Source organism: Nocardia jinanensis, from assembly GCF_014645735.1.
Taxonomy (GTDB): domain Bacteria; phylum Actinomycetota; class Actinomycetes; order Mycobacteriales; family Mycobacteriaceae; genus Nocardia; species Nocardia jinanensis.
This window is the reverse complement of the sequence record NZ_BMMH01000003.1, coordinates 63,953-84,886: the sequence shown is the minus strand read 5'-3', so window position 1 is coordinate 84,886 and position 20,934 is coordinate 63,953. Positions and strand designations below refer to the sequence as shown.

At 67.9% G+C, this 20,934-nt stretch carries 16 protein-coding genes; 14 read left to right on the top strand and 2 right to left on the bottom strand.

Features of this window, described 5'->3' with window-relative positions; all coding sequences use genetic code 11:
* Nucleotides 1-76: 76 nt before the first annotated feature.
* From pgeF to IEY68_RS09075, 9 genes are all read left to right on the top strand, one after another.
* Complete coding sequence (gene pgeF / locus IEY68_RS09115) at nucleotides 77-808, top strand: peptidoglycan editing factor PgeF (protein WP_058852933.1); 732 nt, start codon at nucleotides 77-79, stop codon at nucleotides 806-808.
* A 288-nt stretch (nucleotides 809-1,096) separates the two neighbouring features.
* On the top strand, nucleotides 1,097-1,798 hold the full coding sequence (locus tag IEY68_RS09110) for a YggS family pyridoxal phosphate-dependent enzyme (RefSeq protein WP_058852936.1): 702 nt from the start codon (nucleotides 1,097-1,099) through the stop codon (nucleotides 1,796-1,798).
* 349 nt (nucleotides 1,799-2,147) lie between these two features.
* A complete protein-coding gene (locus tag IEY68_RS09105) occupies nucleotides 2,148-2,924 on the top strand; it encodes a cell division protein SepF (protein WP_062998336.1) in 777 nt (258 codons plus the stop codon).
* A 90-nt stretch (nucleotides 2,925-3,014) separates the two neighbouring features.
* Entirely contained in the window at nucleotides 3,015-3,317 is a 303-nt protein-coding gene (locus tag IEY68_RS09100) for a YggT family protein (RefSeq protein WP_030523839.1), read from the top strand.
* A gap of 63 nt (nucleotides 3,318-3,380) precedes the next feature.
* Nucleotides 3,381-4,226 carry a DivIVA-like cell division protein Wag31 gene (gene wag31 / locus IEY68_RS09095; protein WP_062998334.1) on the top strand — a complete coding sequence of 282 codons (846 nt, stop codon included), beginning with the start codon at nucleotides 3,381-3,383 and terminating at the stop codon, nucleotides 4,224-4,226.
* A 56-nt stretch (nucleotides 4,227-4,282) separates the two neighbouring features.
* Nucleotides 4,283-4,480: a hypothetical protein gene (locus tag IEY68_RS09090; protein ID WP_062998332.1), complete on the top strand. Its 198-nt coding sequence runs from the start codon at nucleotides 4,283-4,285 to the stop codon at nucleotides 4,478-4,480.
* 361 nt (nucleotides 4,481-4,841) lie between these two features.
* Complete coding sequence (gene ileS, locus IEY68_RS09085; protein ID WP_062998330.1) at nucleotides 4,842-7,979, top strand: isoleucine--tRNA ligase; 3,138 nt, start codon at nucleotides 4,842-4,844, stop codon at nucleotides 7,977-7,979.
* Between the two features lie 222 nt (nucleotides 7,980-8,201).
* Nucleotides 8,202-9,146 (top strand): hypothetical protein, encoded by a 945-nt coding sequence (locus tag IEY68_RS09080; RefSeq protein ID WP_189094177.1) that lies wholly within the window; start codon nucleotides 8,202-8,204, stop codon nucleotides 9,144-9,146.
* Between the two features lie 280 nt (nucleotides 9,147-9,426).
* Nucleotides 9,427-9,942, top strand: coding sequence for an NlpC/P60 family protein (locus IEY68_RS09075; RefSeq protein WP_189094176.1), 516 nt, complete (start codon nucleotides 9,427-9,429; stop codon nucleotides 9,940-9,942).
* Nucleotides 9,943-9,975: 33 nt separating this feature from the next.
* Here the strand turns inward: IEY68_RS09075 and IEY68_RS09070 are convergent, their stop codons facing one another.
* Complete coding sequence (locus IEY68_RS09070; protein WP_062998326.1) at nucleotides 9,976-10,851, bottom strand: UTP--glucose-1-phosphate uridylyltransferase; 876 nt, start codon at nucleotides 10,849-10,851, stop codon at nucleotides 9,976-9,978.
* Between the two features lie 397 nt (nucleotides 10,852-11,248).
* Here IEY68_RS09070 and IEY68_RS09065 point away from each other — a divergent pair, with 397 nt between their 5' ends.
* The 5 genes from IEY68_RS09065 (at nucleotide 11,249) to IEY68_RS09045 (ending at nucleotide 20,240) form a co-directional block, all read left to right on the top strand.
* Complete coding sequence (locus tag IEY68_RS09065; protein WP_062998338.1) at nucleotides 11,249-12,703, top strand: DNA polymerase IV; 1,455 nt, start codon at nucleotides 11,249-11,251, stop codon at nucleotides 12,701-12,703.
* Nucleotides 12,704-12,799: 96 nt separating this feature from the next.
* Complete coding sequence (locus IEY68_RS09060) at nucleotides 12,800-13,309, top strand: WKL family lipoprotein (RefSeq protein ID WP_062998324.1); 510 nt, start codon at nucleotides 12,800-12,802, stop codon at nucleotides 13,307-13,309.
* 123 nt (nucleotides 13,310-13,432) lie between these two features.
* Nucleotides 13,433-16,657 (top strand): arabinosyltransferase domain-containing protein, encoded by a 3,225-nt coding sequence (locus IEY68_RS09055; RefSeq protein WP_373292958.1) that lies wholly within the window; start codon nucleotides 13,433-13,435, stop codon nucleotides 16,655-16,657.
* A gap of 34 nt (nucleotides 16,658-16,691) precedes the next feature.
* A complete protein-coding gene (locus IEY68_RS09050; protein WP_062998320.1) occupies nucleotides 16,692-19,118 on the top strand; it encodes an HAD-IC family P-type ATPase in 2,427 nt (808 codons plus the stop codon).
* 303 nt (nucleotides 19,119-19,421) lie between these two features.
* Nucleotides 19,422-20,240 (top strand): PhzF family phenazine biosynthesis protein, encoded by an 819-nt coding sequence (locus tag IEY68_RS09045; RefSeq protein WP_062998304.1) that lies wholly within the window; start codon nucleotides 19,422-19,424, stop codon nucleotides 20,238-20,240.
* Here the strand turns inward: IEY68_RS09045 and IEY68_RS09040 are convergent, their stop codons facing one another.
* On the bottom strand, nucleotides 20,241-20,930 hold the full coding sequence (locus tag IEY68_RS09040) for a hypothetical protein (RefSeq protein WP_229718685.1): 690 nt from the start codon (nucleotides 20,928-20,930) through the stop codon (nucleotides 20,241-20,243).
* Nucleotides 20,931-20,934: the final 4 nt, after the last annotated feature.

Genomic DNA, 20,934 nt, shown 5'->3' with positions numbered 1-20,934 from the left:
GGCGCAGCCGCCGGGGCGGGCCTGCCCGGCGGCCGGACCACAGGCCCCGCCCGGGAGTGCCACTAGGCTCGGTGTCATGACAGCGGCACCGGTACTCACCGTTCGACGGGTCGTCACCACGCGCGCGGGGGGTTTCTCCGCGCCGCCCTACGATTCGTTCAATCTCGGCGATCATGTCGGCGACGATCCGGAGGCGGTGCGACGCAACCGTGCCCGGCTCGCCGAGACCCTCGGGCTGGCCGCCGATCACGTGATCTGGATGGAACAGATCCACGGCCGTACCGTGGCGACGGTGGACGGGCCCCGCACCGAACCGTTTCCCGGGACCGACGCCCTGGTCACCACGCGGCCGGGTCTGGCGCTGGTGGTGTTGTCCGCCGATTGCGTACCGATACTGCTGTCCGACGACGAGGCGGGGGTCGTGGCGGCCGTGCACGCCGGCCGGGTGGGCGCCCGGATCGGTATCGTGCCGCGGGTTCTGGACGCGATGGTCGCCGCCGGGGCCCGGCTCGACCGGATCGGGGCGCTGCTGGGCCCGGCCGCCAGTGGCCGGCAGTACGAGGTGCCCGCCGCGATGCGGGCCGATGTGGAAGCGCGCCTTCCCGGTAGTGCCACCACCACCGTCCGTGGCACCCCCGGTCTGGACCTGCGCGCGGGGATTCGGCGCCAGCTCACCGCCGCCGGGGTCTCGGCGATTGTCGAGGATCCGCGCTGCACCATCGAGGACAAGGCGCTGTTCAGTCATCGCCGTGGCGCCCCGACCGGACGATTGGGCAGTGTTATCTGGATGGATTCGGGTACAGCGTGACAGGCCGGGTGGTCCGCGGCGCCGCGTGCGGCCGTCGCGGCGGCATGGCCGGTGCGAGTCGCGAACTCGCGCAAGGTGTTCGACGCGCGGCCGGTGATCGGCTCGGGAAGAGGAGAGACCGATGACGGACCGGAGACTACGGCTGATCGGCGGGCTGCGGTGAGCGGCCCGCGTTCGGGGGACCGGATCGGTGCCGAATCCGTACCCGGATCGGCGGATTTCGGTGCGAACGGGGCGTCGGCTGTCCCGGACACCGGTGACGCCGAGGCCGGGAACGACTCTCGCGCGGTGGAGCTGGCCGCGGGCCTCGACCGGGTGCTCGCGCGTATCGACGCAGCGTGTGCGGCCGCCGGTCGTGATCCGGGGGATGTCCGGCTGCTGCCGGTGACGAAATATTTCCCGGCATCCGATATCGCCGCACTGTATCGTCTGGGCCGCAGGGACTTCGGCGAGAACCGTCCGCAGGAGGCGGGTGCCAAAGCCGCGGAACTGAGCGATCTGGGTGTGCGCTGGCATCTGGTCGGGCAGTTGCAGCGGAACAAGGCGCGTCAGGTGGCGCGGTGGGCGTACGCGGTGCATTCGGTGGACAGCGAACGTCTGGCGACCGCGCTCGCCACGGCCACTGCGGCGGCGCTGGATTCCGGTGAGCGGGACACTCCGCTGGAGGTGCTCATCCAGGTGAGCCTGGATGCCGATCCCACGCGCGGCGGGGTGGAGCCGGGGGCCGTGCCGGCGCTGGCCGATCACATCGCCGAATCCACCGAACTGCGTTTAGCAGGGATTATGGCGATTCCCCCGCGTACCGCCGATCCGGATGCGGAATTCGCCCGCCTGGCCGAAGTCTGTACCCGCCTGCGCACCGGACACCCCGGTGCGACGGAACTGTCCGCCGGAATGTCCAACGATCTTGAAAGAGCTATTGCCCATGGATCCACCTGTGTGCGTGTCGGTACCGCTCTCCTGGGCGCCCGGCCGATAACCTCGGCGTAGCAAACAAACCTCATCAGTCACATTCGACACATATGCTGGGACACGACGAGGGCTGAGCAAGACTTCAACACCCGGCCGCCACCGGGGCCGAAGGAAGGTCGACCAGAATGAGCGAGCGCAGCGAGCGAGTACTCGACGCAGCCACTATCGTGGTCATGACGGAGCCGAGCGACAGCGAGGCCCGGTCATTGAGTGAGCGCAGCGAGCGAATTATGGGCGCAGCCACGAGCGTGCTCGTGACGGAGCCGAGCGCTAGCGAGGCGCGGTCATTGAGTGAGCGCAGCGAGCGAATTATGGGCGCAGCCACGAGCGTGCTCGTGACCGAGCCGAGCGCTAGCGAGGCGCGGTCATGAGCACGCTGCACAAGTTCAAGGCGTACTTCGGCATGGTTCCGCTCGAGGATTACGAAGACGACTACGTCGACGATCGGACCCCCCGCGGGGTCGAGGATCGCGGCGCGCGCAGGCCGCGTGACTACTCCGACCGTGCTCCCCGCGACTACGACGATCGCCCGGACTACGACCGGTACCCCGAGGACCGCTACGACGGTCCCGACTACCGCGAGTCGCCGTACAAGTCGTCCTACCAGCCCAGCTATCCCGCGCCGCGCCGTGACGACTACCCGGGCGACGCCTACGACGACGATTACGAGGGCCCGCGCCGTCCCACCCGGATCGACGCTGCCGCTTCCGGCCGGTATCGTCCGGGCGGCGGTGCCTCCCTGCGCGGCGCGACCAGGGGAGCGCTGGCAGTCGATCCCGATGCCGAGGAGCGGCGGCTGGCCGAGCGGGTCCGTCCCGAACCGGTCGCCGCCCGCCGTCCCGCGATCTTCGAGGACGGAGGTCCCTTGTCCAAGATCACCACGCTGCGTCCGCGTGATTACAGCGAAGCCGCGATCATCGGGGAGCGGTTCCGCGAGGGCAACCCGGTGATCATGGATCTGGTCGACCTGAGCAATGCCGACGCCAAACGCCTGGTCGACTTCGCCGCCGGGCTGGCCTTCGCCCTGCGTGGCTCCTTCGACAAGGTCGCGACCAAGGTGTTCCTGCTCTCCCCGGCCGATGTGGACGTATCGGCGGAGGAGCGCCGCCGGATCGCGGAAACCGGGTTCTACAACCAGAAATAGCGAGCGGCCTGCCCGGCCGGGCGCCGTGTGGTACGAACAAGATCGGCGCGGGCATTTTGCACCGCGCCGATTTTGCGGCAGAGTGAGGTCGTGGCCTTGTTCGCGGTGCTGTACTTCGTACTGTTCATCTTCTGGCTGTTGCTCATCAGCCGGGTGATCGTCGAGTTCATCCGGAGCTTCGCCCGCGACTGGCGTCCCACCGGGGTGGTCGTCGTGATCCTCGAGGTGATCTTCACCATCACCGATCCCCCCGTAAAGCTGCTGCGGCGGCTGATACCGCCGGTCTCGCTGGGCGGAATTCGGCTCGATTTGTCGATTATGGTTCTGCTGTTCCTGGTCTTCATCCTGATGTCGGTCGTGAGCCGGCTCGGGCAGCCGGTAGCTCCGGTGTGACAGAATGGGCCGTGAAGACTTGCCAGAGCCGCTAGATCTGCCAACGCGCGAAGGGATCCTTCCATGCCGCTGACCCCAGCCGATGTGCACAACGTCGCGTTCAGCAAACCGCCTATCGGCAAACGCGGCTACAACGAGGACGAAGTCGATGCCTTCCTGGATCTGGTGGAGCAGGAACTTTCCCGGCTGATCGAGGAGAACGCCGACCTTCGCCAGCGGGTTGCCGAGCTCGATGCGGAACTGGCCGATGCCAAGAGCAGCCGTGGTCCGGGCGGGCCCGGCCTCGGTAAACCGGTGCAGCAGGCTCCGCCGCCGGAACCGATCAAACCGCCGGTTCAGGCGCCCCCCTCGGCACCGATCCCGGTGGTGCCCCCCGCGCCGGTGGCCGCCGATGTCGCCGCTGACGCGAATATGCAGGCCGCCAAGGTGCTGAGCCTGGCACAGGAGATGGCGGATCGGCTCACCAGCGATGCCAAGTCCGAAGCCGAGAATTTGCTGGCGAACGCGCGGGCCAATTCGGAACGTCTGGTCAACGACGCGCGGGTCCGCTCGGAGGATATGATCGCCGACGCGCGGCACAAGTCCGACAGCATGCTCTCCGACGCCCAGACCCGGTCGGACAGCCAGTTGCGCCAGGCCAAGGAAAAAGCCGACGCACTGCAGGCCGACGCCGAGCGCAAACATACCGAGATCATGGGGACCATCACCCAGCAGCGCAATGTGCTGGAGAGCCGGATCCAGACCCTCAAGACCTTCGAACGCGAGTATCGGGTACGGCTGAAGTCGTATCTGGAATCGCAGCTCGAAGAGTTGGAGAACCGTGGTTCGGCAGTACCGGTCGACGAGGGTGACTCCTTCGATACCGGGGCCAACCAGCTCGCCCCCGCGTCGTTCGGCAAAGGCGACTGAACGCCCGATACCGCTGGGAGCGAACGGGCACCCGGCCTGCTGTTCTGGGGGTCATCATGCTTGTCTTGACACTGGCGCTGGCCGCGATCGGCCTGGCGCTGCTGATCCTTTCCCTGGCCACCGGATCGGTGATGTGGGCCTGGGGCTGCATCCTGGTCTGTGTGATCGGTGCTGTGGTGTTGCTGGTGAGCGCGCTGTCGATGCGCGCACCCGATGAGGAACTGCCACCGCGGGACCAGCACGCGAAGCGCTGACGAGAAAATCGGGCGAGAACCAAAACGTCCTTCCGGGTTGCGGGTTACTGCGGCTCCGCGGGCGGTTGTATAAGTGGTTGACCGTCCTGGTTAGAATCAAACCTGTAAGTCGGCGACGATCCGGCCATCACCGGGGAGCTTTCGGAAGAACGGCGCCGCGCGGCACGCTGTATGTCGCGCACGCTCATTAGACCCGAACGGGTGAGCCCGTCACAGCTCGCAACGAGAGGTTCGCCCGGTCCGCCGGGCCGGACAAGCGGGGTGGTACCGCGGTTCCGGCGCACCCGTTGCGCCGCGATCGTCCCCGTGCCGAGATACCGCGCCCCAGGGCGCGCCGGGCACGAGGAGACGTGAATCCGCGATGGCGGACGAGAATTCCAGTAGCAGCGCATACCCCCGCGTCGATCTCGGCGGCGGAGCCGGTGTGTCCTTCCCCGATATGGAGCGGGCCGTACTGGACGCCTGGGCCGCCGACGGAACCTTCCGCGCCAGCATCGCGAACCGCGCCGACGCCGCGGAGTTCGTCTTCTACGACGGACCACCGTTTGCCAACGGGCTGCCACATTACGGTCATTTGCTCACCGGCTACGTCAAAGACGTCATCCCACGTTTTCAGACCATGCGCGGTAAGCGGGTCGAGCGACGTTTCGGATGGGACACACACGGGCTGCCGGCAGAAATCGAAGCGGAAAAGCAGCTCGGTATCACGGACAAATCACAGATCGACTCGATGGGGCTCGCGGAATTCAATGCCGCGTGCAAGGCATCGGTGCTCCGCTATACCGGGGAATGGCGCGATTATGTGACCCGTCAGGCGCGCTGGGTCGACTTCGACAACGATTACAAGACCCTCGATCTCGACTTCATGGAGTCGGTGATGTGGGCGTTCAAGTCGTTGTACGACAAAGGCTTGATCTACCAGGGTTTCCGGGTGCTCCCCTACAGCTGGTACGAGCAGACGCCGCTGTCGAACCAGGAGGCCCGGCTCGACGACGCCTACCGGATGCGCCAGGACCCGGCGGTCACCGTGGATATGGTGCTGTCGGTTCCGCGGGATCATCCGCTGCGCGAACTGAACGGTGCCAATGCGCTGATCTGGACCACCACGCCGTGGACGTTACCGTCCAACCTCGCCGTCGCGGTCCACCCGGACATCCGCTACGTGCAGGTGCGCGGCACGGACGGTAAACGCTATGTGCTCGCGGCCGAACGGATCGCGCACTACGGGCGGGAACTCGGCGATCAGCCCGAGGTGCTCGGGGAATACGACGGAGCCGCGCTGGTCGATCTGCGCTACGCGCCGCCGTTCGACTTCTTCGTCGGGCATCCGAACGCGCACCGGGTGCTCTCGGCCGACTACGTCACCACCGATTCCGGTACCGGCATCGTGCATATGGCGCCCGCCTTCGGTGAGGAGGATATGGACGTCTGTAGCGCGAACGGCATCGAACTGGTGCAGCCGCTCGATCCGGGCGGCAGGTTCACCTCCATGGTGCCGCCGTACGAGGGCCTGATGGTGTTCGACGCCAATCCCGTGATCATCAAAGACCTCAAGGCCGCCGGAAAACTGCTGCGGCAGGAGACCATCGACCACTCGTATCCGCACAGCTGGCGTTCCGGGCAGCCACTCATCTATATGGCCGTGCCGTCGTGGTTCGTCGCGGTGACGCAGTTCCGCGAACGGATGGTGGAGCTGAACAAGCAGATCAGCTGGGTGCCCGAGCACATCCGGGACGGCCAGTTCGGCAAATGGCTCGAGAACGCGCGGGACTGGAACATCAGCCGGAACCGATACTGGGGCAGCCCGATCCCGGTGTGGATATCCGACGATCCGGCGTATCCGCGGATCGATGTCTACGGTTCGCTCGACGAGCTCGAACGCGACTTCGGGGTACGGCCCACGGATCTGCACCGCCCCGCGATCGACGAACTGACCCGGCCCAACCCGGACGACCCGACCGGGCAGTCCACCATGCGCCGGGTGCCGGAGGTACTGGACTGCTGGTTCGAGTCGGGGTCCATGCCCTACGCGCAGGTCCACTTCCCGTTCGAGAACGAGGAATGGTTCGAATCGCACTTCCCCGGCGATTTCATCGTCGAGTACAACGGGCAGACCCGCGGGTGGTTCTACAACCTGCACGTGCTGTCCACGGCGCTGTTCGACAGCCCGGCGTTCAAGAACGTGGTCGCGCACGGGATCGTGCTCGGTGACGACGGACTGAAGATGAGCAAGTCCAAGCGCAATTACCCCGATGTGAACGAGGTGTTCGACCGGGACGGCTCCGATGCCATGCGCTGGTTCCTGATGAGCTCGCCGATCCTGCGCGGTGGCAACCTCATCGTCACCGAACGCGGTATCCGTGAAGGCGTGAGCCATGCGCTGCGGCCGCTGTGGAACGCCTGGACGTTCCTGCAGCTCTACGCCGCCGAACCCGGTGTGTGGCGCACCGATTCGCCCAATGTGCTGGATCGCTACATCTTGGCGAAATTGGCACAGAGTCGCGAGGTCATGACCGCCGCGCTGGAGGAGTTCGATATCGCGGGTGCCTGTGAGGAGCTGCGCACCTTCGCCGACGCGCTCACCAACTGGTATGTGCGCCGGTCGCGTTCGCGGTTCTGGGCCGAGGATCGCGATGCTGTCGACACCCTGCACACGGTGCTGGAGGTCGTCACCCGGTTGGCGGCTCCACTGCTGCCTCTGGTCACCGAGGTGATCTGGCGGGGGCTCACCGGCGAGCGCTCGGTGCATCTGGCCGACTGGCCGGCCGCCGATACGCTGCCGCATGACCCGGAACTGGTCGCCGCGATGGACGAGGCGCGTACCGTGTGCTCGACGGTGCTGAGCTTGCGCAAGGCACAGAAGCTGCGGGTCCGGCTGCCGTTGGCGGAGGTGACGATCGCCGCGGCCGACGCGGACAGGTTGGCGCCCTACGCCGATATCATCGCCGACGAGGTGAATGTCAAGAAGGTCGACCTGACCACCGATGTCGCCGCGCACGGCAGGTTCGAACTGGCGGTCAACGCGCGCGCCGCCGGGCCCCGGCTGGGCAAAGAGGTGCAGCGGGTGATCAAGGCGGTCAAGGCGGGTGACTGGTCGGAGAACGCCGACGGTGTGGTCAGCGCGGCCGGGATCGAACTGCTGCCCGAGGAGTACACGCAGCGACTGGTGGCGGCGGAACCGGAATCCACCGCCGCGCTGCCCGGTAACGCGGGTCTGGTGGTGCTGGACTCGGTGGTGACCGAGGAACTGGAGGCCGAGGGCTGGGCTCGTGATGTGATCCGGGATCTGCAGGAAACCCGGAAATCGCTCGGCCTCGACGTCTCCGACCGCATCACGGTAACGCTCGAGGTGCCGGCCGACCGGCAGGAGTGGGCGAGTACCCATCGCGAGTTGATCGCGGGGGAGATCCTGGCGGTCGAGCTGGAATTCGGGTCGGCCGGCCCGGATGCCGCGGAGCTCACCGGCGGGGCACGGGCCCGGGTCGTCAAAGCGGGCTGAGCCGGCGCCGACCGGACCACAGGTCCGGTCGGCGGGCGCCCGATCTCCTGAGGAATTCGCCGGGGCCGAGCCGCGATCGCGCCGGGAATCCACCGGGGTCGAGCCCGGGCCGAGCGTGGTATCGGCCGGGCCCCAGTGGTATCCGCAGTTCGCGGCCGGAGCTGCCGAGTCCGGGACTTTTGGCAATGACCGGGTCGGAACCGCGCACTAGGGTGAGACCTTATGGCTTCGGACAATCCCGACGAGTGGTGGCAGCATTCCCCTGAGGGGCAACAGAAGAATTCCCCGTCGGGGCAGTGGCAACAGGGCTACCGGTCTCAGGGCGGGCAGCCGGATCCGGGCGTGCAGTGGGGCCGGACCGCGGGCCAGGGCCCGCAACCCACTCCGCCGCAGGGCGCCTGGGAAGTGCCGCCGCTGGGCGGCGCCGGTGGGTACGGAGGCCCGCCGGCGAAGAACAACGGTCCGTTGATCGCGGTGCTGGTCACCGTGGTGGTGCTGGTTCTGGTCGGGGTGATCGGACTGGTGGTACTGCAGTCGCGGGGGTCCGAGGAGAACACCGCGGCCGGAACCTCCTCGGAGGTCACCGATTCCGCACGGCCTTCCGCGTCCACCACCGCGACCTCTACTACCGCGACCACCAGTGCCCTACCTTCCTCCGGTGAACCCGTCCTGCGGGAGGGCGTGGCCCCGGTCGCGGTGCTCGGTCCCACGTGGCAGGCCGGTGAGAGCACCTACACGATGGCGTTCCAGGGCTGGCCCTTCGCTTTTCGGGCCCCGGGCTCCTGGGGATGTATGAAGGGATCGATCGAGAAGATTCCGGACGCCCAGGCCTGGGGTTGTGTGGACGAGAGCAATTCCGCTGCGGGACAGCGGGTCAACCTGATCCTCCGCAAATGTCCAGCGACCTGTGATGCGGCCACGCGGACCCAGTTCAACGCGGACTGGTTCGACCAGCCGGACCAGGCCCGCGCCTTCGACGACCGGACCTCCTACGTGGAGGCCGCGGTCAACGACGAGGGTAGGTATTCGGTGGATTTCAGCCGCTTTTTCGCAGCTGAACCGGGTGGTGAGCCGGTCTGGCAGGTGGGGGTCTTCGTGGAGTCCCCGGCGGCCGGCAAGGATGTGGTTCTCAAGACGCTGAACGACGTGGCGACCCAAACGCAATAAACATTTTTGTGATGTTCATCACATGCTGGATATTTGCCAGAAGCTTGTCGGCCCTCTGTGAGCCGGGCAAAATCATCCCCGATACCGCTGAGTCCGGTCCTCCGGACTACCGGGAACGGTGATCATTTCGTTCGGTTCTACCTGAGTGAAGTTGCGCCGGAGCCGATTCACCCCGGCACAACCCCTGTGGTTGCGGTATCCCCACCCCCGTGGCGGGTGCCGCGAGAAAACCGGGGCGTCACACGGCGTCCCGGGTACCGACGGGCAGAAGGGTGGGCAAGTGATCGGAACAGCACTGCGCCGGGGTATCGCCGGTGTGCTCTTCGCGACGGCCGTCAGCGCCGTCGCCGCCGCCCCCGGGTGGGCGCAGACCGGAAGCGGGGGCACTGGATCGTCCTCCGGTTCCGGATCGCTCAGCGCCAGCGGCTCGGCCGCGCTACCGGTCTCCAGCAGCAACGGGCTCGGCGCACTCGCCGCCGCGACCTCCCAGACCGGGAAAATGTACGAATGGGGAGCGACCGGCCCCGATACCTGGGACTGCTCCGGGCTGGTGCAGTGGGCATTCCGTCAGGTGGGTGTCATGCTCCCGCGAACCACCTGGGAACAGGCGGAGGTCGGCGCCTCGGTACCGCGATACGCGCTCTCACCCGGTGACGTCATCATCATCAACCAGGACGCCTCCCATGTGGGGATCTACGCCGGGTTCGGTCAGGTGCTCAACGCCTACGCCGCCGGGTTCCCGGTGGGGCTCACCCCGCTCGACCAGTTCTACATCTACAGCATCCGTCGTTTCTGACGCCGCGGCGGCAACGACGCCGCCGAGCCGTGATCAGTCGACCTGACGGCGCAGCAGCGGCCCATAGTCGGGGTGGGCGAGCGCCGAGGCGAACTGCGCGATGAGATAGTCGCCGGGGTTACCTGTGTCGTACCAGCGGCCCTGGATGACCTGCCCGTATACCGCATGGTTCGCGGCATAGGCGTTGATGGAATCGGTCAGGTAGACCTCGCCGGTGCGGTGGGTGTACCAGTCCTCCGTCTGCGCACGCAGTTCGTCGATGATCCCCGGCGTCACCACGTAGCCGCCGATCGCGGCGAAGGCCGAGGGCGCGTCCTCGGGTTTGGGTTTCTCCACCAGTCCCGATATGCGCAGCAGGCCGTCGTCCAGGTCCTCCCGGACCACTGGGACACCGTAGCGCTGCGATTCGTTCGGGTTCATCGGCATCAGCGCGAGTACTGGGCAGCCGGTCGATTCGTAGGCGCGGATCAGCTGCTGGGCCCGTGGTTCCTCCGCGACGAAGACGTCGTCGGGCCACAGCACCAGCATCGGTTCGTCGACGGCGGTACGGGCCGCGTTGAGGACCGGGGTGCCGTTTCCGTACGGGCCGTGCTGGTCCAGATAGGTGATATGGCCCAGCCGGGACAGTTCACCGACCTCCTCCACCGCGTCCGCATAGGCGGTCTTACCGTCGGCGCGCAATTGAGCCACCAGCGCGGGGTTGGGCCGGAAATGGTCCTGGATCAGCGATTTACCGCCGCTGACCACGATGGTGATATCGGTGATCCCGGAGGCCACCAGCTCACGTACCGTGTGCTCGATCACCGGCTTGTCGCCGACCGGCAGCATCTCCTTGGGGATCGCCTTGGTCAGCGGTAGCAGTCGGGAACCGATACCGGCAGCGGGAATCACGGCCTTGCGGATCTTCATCGTCCGATCATCACATATCCGCCACCCGGGGCGCGGTATCCCGGCCGGGTCCAGTGATCCCGGAAACGCCCTATGGCCGGGTCGATCGCCCATGAACGGCGGTGGCCGGACAAGGCCCGGTGACAGGTTGCCGGCGCGAGGGAATTCCCGGCAACCCGGCAGTGACCGATCCGCGTACCCTCTCCTGTCGGTGCCGCCGCGTAGATTCTGCGCTCATGGACTCCACGTTCAGGGATACCGGCGGCGGTAGGCGTGGCCGCCGCCCGGTGCCGCGGTGGCGTCCGTCCGGTGAACCGCGAGCCGCCCCGTGGTGAGCGGCGGGCATCCGGAGTCCGGTGCCGGACCGCCCGCTCACCCGGCCGCCGGGACTTCCCGGCGCTGGGTGCTGCACATCGATATGGACGCGTTCTTCGCTTCCTGTGAACAACTCACCCGTCCCACCCTGAATGGCCGCCCGGTACTCGTCGGCGGAACCGGCGCCCGCGGGGTGGTCGCCGGGGCGAGCTACGAAGCGCGGGTGTTCGGTGCCCGCTCGGCGATGCCGATGCATCAGGCGCGGCGGCTGGTCGGGGTGTCCGCGGTGGTGGTGCCGCCGCGGGGTGCGCTGTACAGCGTGTTGAGCGGTCGGGTTTTCGATACTCTGCGCGCCCGGGTCCCGGTACTGGAGACCCTGTCCTTCGACGAGGCGTTCGCCGAACCCACCGAATTGGCCGGAGCGAGCGCGGCCGAGGTGGTCGCGTTCTGTGCCGGGTTGCGGGCGGCGGTCCGGGAGCGCACCGGACTCGTGGCCTCGGTCGGCGCCGGTAGCGGAAAACAGCTGGCCAAGATCGCTTCCGGGATGGCCAAACCCGATGGGATCCGGGTGATCGCACCCGATGAGCAGCAGGCACTGCTGGCCGCACTCCCGGTACGCAGGCTGTGGGGTATCGGACCGGTGGCGGAGAGCCGGTTGCGTTCCCTCGGAATCGAAACCGTCGGAGCCTTCGCGGCACTGCCCGAGGTCGAGGCGGTATCGATCCTGGGCGGCAGTATCGGGGCGGCGCTGCACCGCCTCGCGCGCGGTATCGACGACCGTCCGGTCACCGAACGTGCCGAGGCCAAACAGATCAGCGCCGAAACCACCTACGAACACGATATCGTCACGCTGGACCGGTTGCGTCCGGCGATCAGCGAGATGGCCGCCGCCGCGCACCGCCGGCTCACCCGCGACGGGCGCGCCGCACGTACGGTGGTGCTGAAACTGCGGCGCGCCGATATGAGCATCACCACTCGCTCCACCACCCTGGCCTATGCGACGGAGGATCTGCCCACCCTCGCCGCCGCCGCACAGCGCGCCGCCGTGGACCCGCAGGAACTGGGCCCGATCCGGTTGGTCGGTGTCGGCTACGCCGGGCTGTCCACGATCCGGCAGGAATCCCTGTTCCCGGAACTGGACCGCCTGGGCGCCGAGCCGACCGGATTCCCGAGCGGTGCCGGAACGGCGTCGACCGGGGTTGCCGCCCCGGATTCTCTGGCGGCGCCCGAAGAGTCCTCTGTGGATTCGGTAAGAGCTCGGACGGTTCCGGCGAGTTCGGTGGACACGGCACCGGGTCGGCGTTCGGTGGGCGACGATACCGGTGAAAACCGCGCCGAGCCGCCGGATTCCGGAATCTCCGCTGGTGGCAGCGCCCTGTGGCGGCCGGGTTCGGATGTGCGGCATCCCGAATTCGGATTCGGCTGGGTGCAGGGCGCGGGCCACGGACGAGTGACCGTCCGGTTCGAGACCCGCTCGACAGGACCGGGGATCGCGCGTACTTTCGCTGCCGACAATACGGAGTTGTGCGCAGCGGACCCGCTCGGCAGCTTGTCGTGAGGACCGCCGGGTAGTTTGGTCCCGGGCAGCGTCGCCGGTTCAGGTGGCTCTGTCGTAGCGCACGACACCGAACCCTCGAACGCAAAGGACGAGCAGTTGAAGCTTCGCAAGACCGGACGTATCGCGATCGCCGGCCTGGCCGCCGTGGCCGCGCTGACCCTGACGGCGTGTGGTAGCGATGATTCGGACTCGGACAGCAAAGCCGCGAGCACCACGTCGGCGTCGGTGGCCGCTTCGGAAGAGGCCTCCGCCGATCTGCCGCCGGTGCCCTCCGCCGCCGACCTGAACACTCAACTCCAGCGCGCCCTCGACCCGAGTGTGCCCAACGAGGAGAAGCTGCAGATGGTGCAGGGCGCCGAGGCGGATCCGGAGCTGCCGGCGAAACTGGCCCAGTTCTACACGGATTCGGGCGCCACCATCGAGGTCACCGAGGTGAGCGATTTCGCCGACACCCTCAACGCCAAGGCCAACTTCAAACTGGGCGACACCCAGAACGTGGTCGATGTCCCGTTCGTCGCCGAGGACGGTGTCTGGAAGGTGGAGAAGACCTGGACCTGCAATATGCTCGCCCAGGCTCAGGTGCAGTCCCCGGCCTGCGTGGCCTGATTCCACACGGTTCGAACCGGCCGGTCCGCTCATAGCGGACCGGCCGGTTTCGTTCGGCGGTGTCCGGGTGCTCGGTGAACTCAGCCGCAGGGGTGCGCGCGGCCCCCGCTAGGATTGCGCCCCGTGGCTGACACGATGGTGGTGGCGGCGCCCGAGCCGGCAGAGATCTCCGAACGTCCCCGATCCCGATCGGGCGGTGGCTGGGCCCGGCCGGTCGCGCTGGTGTCGGCGCTCATCGGAGCCCTGCTCGCGCTGGCGGTGCCGCTACTGCCCGTCCGGGTGGACACTGCGGCACTGAGCTGGCCGCAGGACGATTCCGCTGCCTCGATCGAGGCACCGCTGGTCGCGTACGCGCCGTTGAACTTCGCGGCCACTGTGCCGTGCGCGGCGATCCAGCAGCTCGGCCCCGGTGGCGGGGTGCTGACCTCGACCGCGCCCTACGGCGCGCCCGACCTGGAACGCTACGGTTTCCTCGCCCGAATCGGGCCCGCGACGCCGGAGGCCGGCCCGCAGCTCGACGTGGTTCTGCGCAACCAATCGCTGTTCAGCGTCCCTGTCGCGGAGTTGCCCCCGGACTGCGTACTCGACGTCCGTGCCGGTATGACCGAAGCCGTGGCCTCGCTCACCGGATCGGAGCAGGTGGTGCTGGGCGGTGATCTCCGGCCCCAGCTGGTCGGTGTGTTCAGCGATCTCGCGGATCCGGCGGGCACCGAGGTCACCGCGGATATCGACAGCCGGTTCTCCTCCAGCCCGACGCCGCTCAAACAGATCGCGATCTGGTCGGCGGTGGTCGCGACGCTGATCTCGCTGTTCGCGCTGTACCGGCTCGACACGCTCGACGGACGCCGTGCCCGCCGATTCCTGCCGGCCCGCTGGTGGACCTTCCGCCCCGTCGACGTCGTGGTGCTGGGCACCCTGGTGCTCTGGCATTTCATCGGCGCCACCACCTCTGATGACGGCTACCAGTTCGGGATGGGCCGGACCTCGCAGGCCGCGGGCTATATGGCGAACTACTTCCGGTATTTCGGGGTCCCGGAGAACCCGGTCGGCACCCCGTACTACGACCTCATCGGCCGGCTGGCCGATCTCAGCACCGCCAGCCCCTGGGTACGGTTGCCGAGCCTGCTGGCCGGAATGCTGGCCTGGCTGGTGATCAGCCGTGAGGTGGTACCCCGGTTCGGGGCCGCGCTGCATCGCAACCGGTTCGTCCCGTGGACCGGTGCGCTGGTGTTCCTCGCCGTCTGGCTGCCCTACAACAACGGGCTACGACCCGAGCCCCTCGTCGCGCTCGGGGTGCTGCTCACCTGGTGCTCGGTCGAGCGCGGTATCGCCACCCGGCGGCTGTTACCGTTCGCCGTCGCCCTCTTGATCGCCGCCTTCAGCTGTACCGCCGGCCCGCACGGCATCATCTGTGTGGCCGCGCTGCTGGCCGGGCTCCGGCCGCTGATCAAGATCCTCGCGGCCCGGGCCCCGCGGGCCGGCTGGCTGCCGCAGGTGCTGCCGCTGGTCGCCGCGGGAGTGCTGGTGCTGGTGGTGGCCTTCGCCGACCAGCCTTTCAGCGCCATGCTGGAGATGCAGCGCGTCCACGAACTGGCCGGCCCGAATGTCCTCTGGTTCGACGAATACCTGCGCTACCAATACCTGTTCATGGGCACGGTGGACGGTTCGGTCGCTCGCCGGTTCGGGATCTTCGTGATGATCGCCGGTCTGGCGGTCTGCCTGCTGACGCTGCTGCGCAAGGGCGGCCGGATCCCCACCGCCGCCGTGGGCCCGTCGCAGCGCATCCTGGGCGTCACCGTCGGTGCGATGGCGCTGATGATGACCACCCCCACGAAATGGACTCATCACCTCGGTGTCTTCGCCGGACTGGCCGGGGCCGTGGCGGTCCTGACCGCGGTCGCGATCGGGCCGCGGGTGATGCGCGCTCCGCGCAACCGGGCGCTGTTCGGCGCGGCGGTGGCCTTCCTGCTGGCTCTCGTGTTCGCCGGTCCCAACGGGTGGTGGTACGTCTCCTCCTACAGCGTCCCGTGGTGGGACAAACAACCGTCGGTGGCCGGGATCGCCTTCAACAAGGTCTTCCTGCTGGGCGCGGTGGCCCTGCTGGCGCTGGCGGCGTGGTGGCATGTCCGGGCGCCCGACGACGGGCACCACCGGATCTCGCGCTGGGGCTGGCGGGTCGCGAAGGTGCCGACCCTGACGGTGGCGGCCGCCTTCATGGTGCTGTTCGAAGTCGGATCGTTCGCGAAAGGCGCTGTCGCCCAATATCCGGCGTTCTCATTGGCCGGTTCCAATCTGAGCGTTCTCGCCGGCGACACCTGCGGTCTGGCTCCGCACATCCTGGTGGAGACCGATCCCAACCGCGGTCTGCTCACCCCGCTCTCCGGTGATCCCGCGTCCACCTTGGCCGGCACCGGAACCGGATTCACCCCGGGCGGGGTCGCCGCGGACCTCAGTGCCGACGCCGAGGAAGGTGCCGACGCCGCCATCGCCGATTCGGTGGGCCAGGCGACCGCCGGGACCGGGGTGGCCACCGAAACCGACAGTCCCGCACTGCCGTTCGGTCTGGACCCGAAGACGCCGGTCCTGGGCAGCGACCACGCCGACGGTCCGGCCGAACTGATCTCCGGCTGGTATTCACTGCCGCCGGTCGCCGACCGCGCGGATATCCTGGCACTCAGCGCCGCCGGCCGGATCTGGTCGCGGGACGCCGACGGTGTGGTCACCCACGGACAGTCCCTGGAACTCGAATTCGGTTCCACCACCGCGCCGGGCGGTTCGGCCGGCAACCCGGTACCGCTGCGCCGGGTCGATCCGATCGATATCGGCCCGGCTCCGTCGTGGCGCAACCTGCGGGTCCCGCTGGCGCCCTACGCCGACGCCGATACCGTGCGTATCGTCGCCGCCGACCGGGACCGTGATCCGCGTCAGTGGCTGGCCTTCACCCCGCCCCGGATTCCGCGGACCCAGGACCTGAACACGGTCGTCGGCTCCGCCGATCCGGTGCTGCTGGACTGGGCGGTGGGTCTGCAGTTCCCCTGCCAGCGACCCTTCGATCACCGCATCGGGATCGCCGAGACGCCGAAGTACCGGATCCTGCCGGACCGGGTCGGCGCGCACGACACCAACCTGTGGCAGAACCACGACGGTGGCGGCCCGCTGGGCTGGACCGGTCTGCTGCTCCACGCCCGCACCCTGCCGACCTACCTCGACCAGGACTGGGACCGTGATTGGGGACAGCTCCAGCAGTACCTCCCCATCGATCCCGACGCGGTCCCGGCCCGCCCGCGCACGACCCAGGAGGACCGTTCCGGGACATGGTCACCCGGCCCGATCAACGTCGCCTGGTGAGCCGGGCGCCGCGGCGCTGGCTACGCTGACACCCATGTCGACAACTGTGCAGTCCGTCGGGATGCCGGGTCTCACTTCCGCGGAGGTGGCGCAGCGCCGGCGCGACGGGCTCACCAACGATGTACCGGACCGTGCCAGCCGCTCGGTACGCGATATCGTCCGGGCGAATGTGTTCACCCGGATCAACGCCATTCTGGGGGTGCTGTTCGTCCTGGTGATGGCGACCGGGTCGGTGATCGACGGGATGTTCGGGCTGCTGATCGTGGCCAACAGCGCGGTCGGCATCATTCAGGAGATCCGGGCCAAACGCACCCTGGACCGGTTGGCGATCGTCGGCCAGGCCAAACCCACGGTGCGCCGGGACGGCCGGGCCGAACAGATCGCGCCCAGTGATGTGGTACTCGACGATCTCATCGAACTCGGGCCGGGTGACCAGATCGTGGTCGACGGCGAAGTGGTGGAAGCCGAACTGCTCGAGATCGACGAATCGCTGCTCACCGGCGAATCCGACGATGTCGCCAAAGAATCCGGCGCGCAGGTGCTCTCGGGTAGTTATGTGGTATCCGGTTCGGGCGCGTATCGCGCGACCAAAGTCGGCAAGGATGCCTACGCCGCGAAACTGGCCGACGAGGCCAGCAAATTCACCCTGGTGAACTCCGAACTGCGCAACGGTATCGACACCATTCTCAAGGTGATCACTTATCTGCTGATCCCGGCGGGTGCGCTGAGCATCTACAACCAGCTGGTGTCCAGTGGAGAATCCTGGCGGCCCGCCGTCACCGGTATGGTGGCCGCGCTGGTGCCGATGGTGCCGGAGGGGCTGGTCCTGATGACCTCGATCGCGTTCGCGGTCGGTGTGGTGCGGCTGGGGCAGCGCAAATGCCTGGTTCAGGAACTGCCCGCCATCGAGGGTCTGGCCCGGGTGGATGTGGTGTGCGCGGACAAGACCGGCACGCTCACCGAGAACGGTATGCGCCTGGCCGAACTGCGGATGATCGAAACCGCTTCCGGCGCCGAGGAACACGCGCGGCAGGCGCTTTCCGCCATGGCCGCCGACGACCCCCGGCCCAATGCCAGCGTCCAGGCCGTCGCCGAAGCTCTTCCCGAGACGCCCGGTTGGAAGTACACGGCGGTGGCACCGTTCTCGTCGGCCAAGAAATGGAGCGGCTTCTCCTACGGACCGCACGGCGACTGGCTGCTGGGCGCACCCGATGTCCTGCTCGATAGCGGGTCGGCCGATGCCCGCGCCGCCGAAGAACTCGGCGCGACCGGCCTGCGGGTGCTGCTGCTCGCCCGCGGCGACCGCGCGGTGGACGCCGACGGCGCGCCGGGCACGATCACTCCGGTCGCACTCGTGGTGCTCGAGCAGAAGGTGCGACCGGACGCCCGCGACACCCTGGACTACTTCGCGAGCCAGGACGTATCGATCAAGGTGATCTCCGGGGACAACGCGGTCTCGGTGGGTGCGGTGGCCTCCTCGCTGGATCTGCCCGGCGGCGACCACGCCGTCGACGCGCGCACGCTGCCCGAGGATCGCGCCGAACTCGCCAAAGTGCTGGAGGAGCAGACCACTTTCGGCCGGGTCCGCCCGGATCAGAAACGGGCCATGGTCGGCGCCCTGCAGTCCCGCGGCCACACCGTGGCCATGACCGGCGACGGGGTCAACGACGTCCTCGCGCTCAAGGACGCCGATATCGGTGTGGCCATGGGCGCGGGCAGCCCCGCCACCCGCGCGGTCGCGCAGATCGTGCTGCTGGACAACAAATTCGCGACCCTGCCGTATGTGGTGGGTGAGGGCCGGCGGGTGATCGGCAATATCGAGCGGGTCTCCAACCTGTTCCTCACCAAAACCGTCTACTCGGTGCTGCTGGCCTTCCTGGTCGGCGCCGCAGGCGTCGGTTCGCAGATCTTCGGCTACGAACCCATCGGCTACCCGTTCCTGCCGCGGCATGTGACCATCGCGGCCTGGTTCACCATCGGTATCCCCGCGTTCGTCCTGTCGCTGGCGCCGAACAATGAACGGGCCCGCACCGGATTCGTCGGCCGGGTGATGCGGCTGGCCATTCCCTCCGGCGTGGTCATCGGCACCGCGACCTTCGTCGCCTACCTCATCGCCTACGCGGGCCCCGAGGCCAGCGAACAACAGAAGGTGCAGGCCGGGACCACCGCGCTCATCACCCTCATCATGATCGCGGTATGGGTCCTGGCGATCGTCGCCCGGCCCTATACCTGGTGGAAGGTCGTGCTGATCGCGGTCTCCGTGGCGGCGTATCTGGTGCTGTTCACGGTGCCGTTCACCCGGGAATTCTTCGCGCTGGACCCGTCGAACATCCGGCTCACCACCGCCGCGTTCCTCTGCGGCGCGGTGGGCATCGTCCTGGTCGAGGTCGCCTGGTGGGCGAACGCGACCCTGCGCGGGGAGTCGCACAAACTGATCCCCGCTGCCCCCGGGGAGTCCTGAGCGCGCGCGGTCGGCCGTCCAGAGTCCGGCGACCATTGAGCGCTGTCAGTGCCGTGAACCTACCCAGGCGATCAGGGCGCACTTCCGCTCACCACCTTCCATCTACTCCGGATGGTCCACCTCAGTAGGCGGGGCCCGCCCCGGTTCTGGAGCGACGTAGCGAAGGAGCGCAGCGACTGAGCGAAGGAGTGAAGAACCGGGGTTAATAGGGCCCCGCCCAGCGGCGCCGAAGGCGCCGCCAAAAGACACAACCTCAGTTACGTTGGGAGACGGTTTTATTCGGGTCTGGAGTACCTTCGTGGCATGGAGGTTCTGCTGCACCAGATCGACGCGTTCGCCGACGCACCGTTCTCCGGGAACCCGGCGGCGGTGATGCCGCTGCCCGACTGGTTGCCCGATACCGTGCTGCAACAATTGGCCGAGGAGAACAACCTCGCCGAGACGGCCTTCTACACATCCCGGTTACCTCCGGAGGCCGGTTCGCCTCCGGGTAGTCGGCCCTCCTATCACCTGCGCTGGTTCACGCCGACGACCGAGGTGGTGATGTGCGGGCACGCCACATTGGCGGCGGCGGCGCATATTCTCTGCGATATCCAGCCGGGGGAGGATCGCGTGAGTTTCTTCACCCACAGTGGCTGGTTGCGGGTGGATCGTACCGATGACGACGAGTACGTGCTGGATCTGCCTGTGGTCGAATCCGTCCCGGTGGAACCTGATGCCGCGTTGGTCGCGGCGTTGGGGGTGGAACCGGTGCGGGTGTATTCCGGCGCGGACGTGGTCGTGGTGGTGGACAGTGAACGGCAGGTCCGGGAGCTGGCACCGGCGTTGAGTGCTTTTCCGAAGGTGCAGCGGGGTGTAGTGGTCACCGCCCGGGGTGACGAGGTGGATTTCGTATCGCGGTTCTTCGCGCCCGGGGTGGGGGTGCCGGAGGATCCGGTGACCGGTTCGGCGCATGCCCAGCTGGCACCGCTGTGGTCTGCCGAGCTGGGCCGGACCCGGCTGACCGCACGTCAGCTGTCCCGCCGAGGTGGGTCGCTGGGGGTCGAGCTGGCCGGGGACCGGGTATTGCTGACCGGTCGCTGCCATCGGTATCTGGACGGTGTGGTGACGCTGGACTTCTGATCAGGCCGGTGGGATCGGGCCGTCGTCGGGTGATGGCCCAACGGGGTCGGGACTGTCGGGGAGCAGGGGCCCGACGGCGAATCGTCCGGCCACCGCGTCGGCCGGTAGTGCCTGGACGGCGCGGATTCCGGGGTGTTCGCTCAGTTCGCGGAGCCGGGACAGCGGGGCGCGGACAACGATGCCGGGGGAGCAGGCGGAACCGTCTCGTAGACGCGCGATGCCGACCTCCAGGATTCGAGCGGAGCGGTCATCGGTGACGTAGCGGCGTCGGTCGGCCAGTTGCCAGGCGGCGTCGGTACCCGAGCGCCGCAGGGCCGTGTCGGTGTCAGGTGTCTGGACCGCGATCAGCGGGGTCGCCACGCGCGGCAGTGGCACCTGATAGAGCGCCTGCCCGATCCGGATATCGCCCACCTGGTCACGGAGGACAGCAGCGGAGCGGTATTCGGTGAACGACACCAGCGCCCACCGCTCACCGTCGTCGGCGCCGGTCAGGGTTTCGCGCGCCCGGCCGAGATATTCGCTGACGGGTTCGCCCTGGTCGGGTCCGAGACGGTCGGTGGACACGACCGTCTCCGCGGGCGGGATCAGATATCCGAGGGCGAGTACGAACACACCGCACGCGGCCGCGGCCGCACCGAACGCCAGACCCCGGCGGATGCGGGGCCTGGACGGTGCGGGTGCCTCGGACATAAGG

Coding starts and splice junctions, on each gene's coding strand:
- IEY68_RS09070 (WP_062998326.1), bottom strand. CDS start 10,851: ATGAAGATCCGCAAGGCCGTGATTCCCGCTGCCGGTATCGGTTCCCGA.
- IEY68_RS09040 (WP_229718685.1), bottom strand. CDS start 20,930: ATGTCCGAGGCACCCGCACCGTCCAGGCCCCGCATCCGCCGGGGTCTG.
- IEY68_RS09050 (WP_062998320.1), top strand. CDS start 16,692: ATGTCGACAACTGTGCAGTCCGTCGGGATGCCGGGTCTCACTTCCGCG.
- pgeF (WP_058852933.1), top strand. CDS start 77: ATGACAGCGGCACCGGTACTCACCGTTCGACGGGTCGTCACCACGCGC.
- ileS (WP_062998330.1), top strand. CDS start 4,842: ATGGCGGACGAGAATTCCAGTAGCAGCGCATACCCCCGCGTCGATCTC.
- IEY68_RS09105 (WP_062998336.1), top strand. CDS start 2,148: ATGAGCACGCTGCACAAGTTCAAGGCGTACTTCGGCATGGTTCCGCTC.
- IEY68_RS09065 (WP_062998338.1), top strand. CDS start 11,249: ATGGACGCGTTCTTCGCTTCCTGTGAACAACTCACCCGTCCCACCCTG.
- IEY68_RS09090 (WP_062998332.1), top strand. CDS start 4,283: ATGCTTGTCTTGACACTGGCGCTGGCCGCGATCGGCCTGGCGCTGCTG.
- IEY68_RS09045 (WP_062998304.1), top strand. CDS start 19,422: ATGGAGGTTCTGCTGCACCAGATCGACGCGTTCGCCGACGCACCGTTC.
- wag31 (WP_062998334.1), top strand. CDS start 3,381: ATGCCGCTGACCCCAGCCGATGTGCACAACGTCGCGTTCAGCAAACCG.
- IEY68_RS09080 (WP_189094177.1), top strand. CDS start 8,202: ATGGCTTCGGACAATCCCGACGAGTGGTGGCAGCATTCCCCTGAGGGG.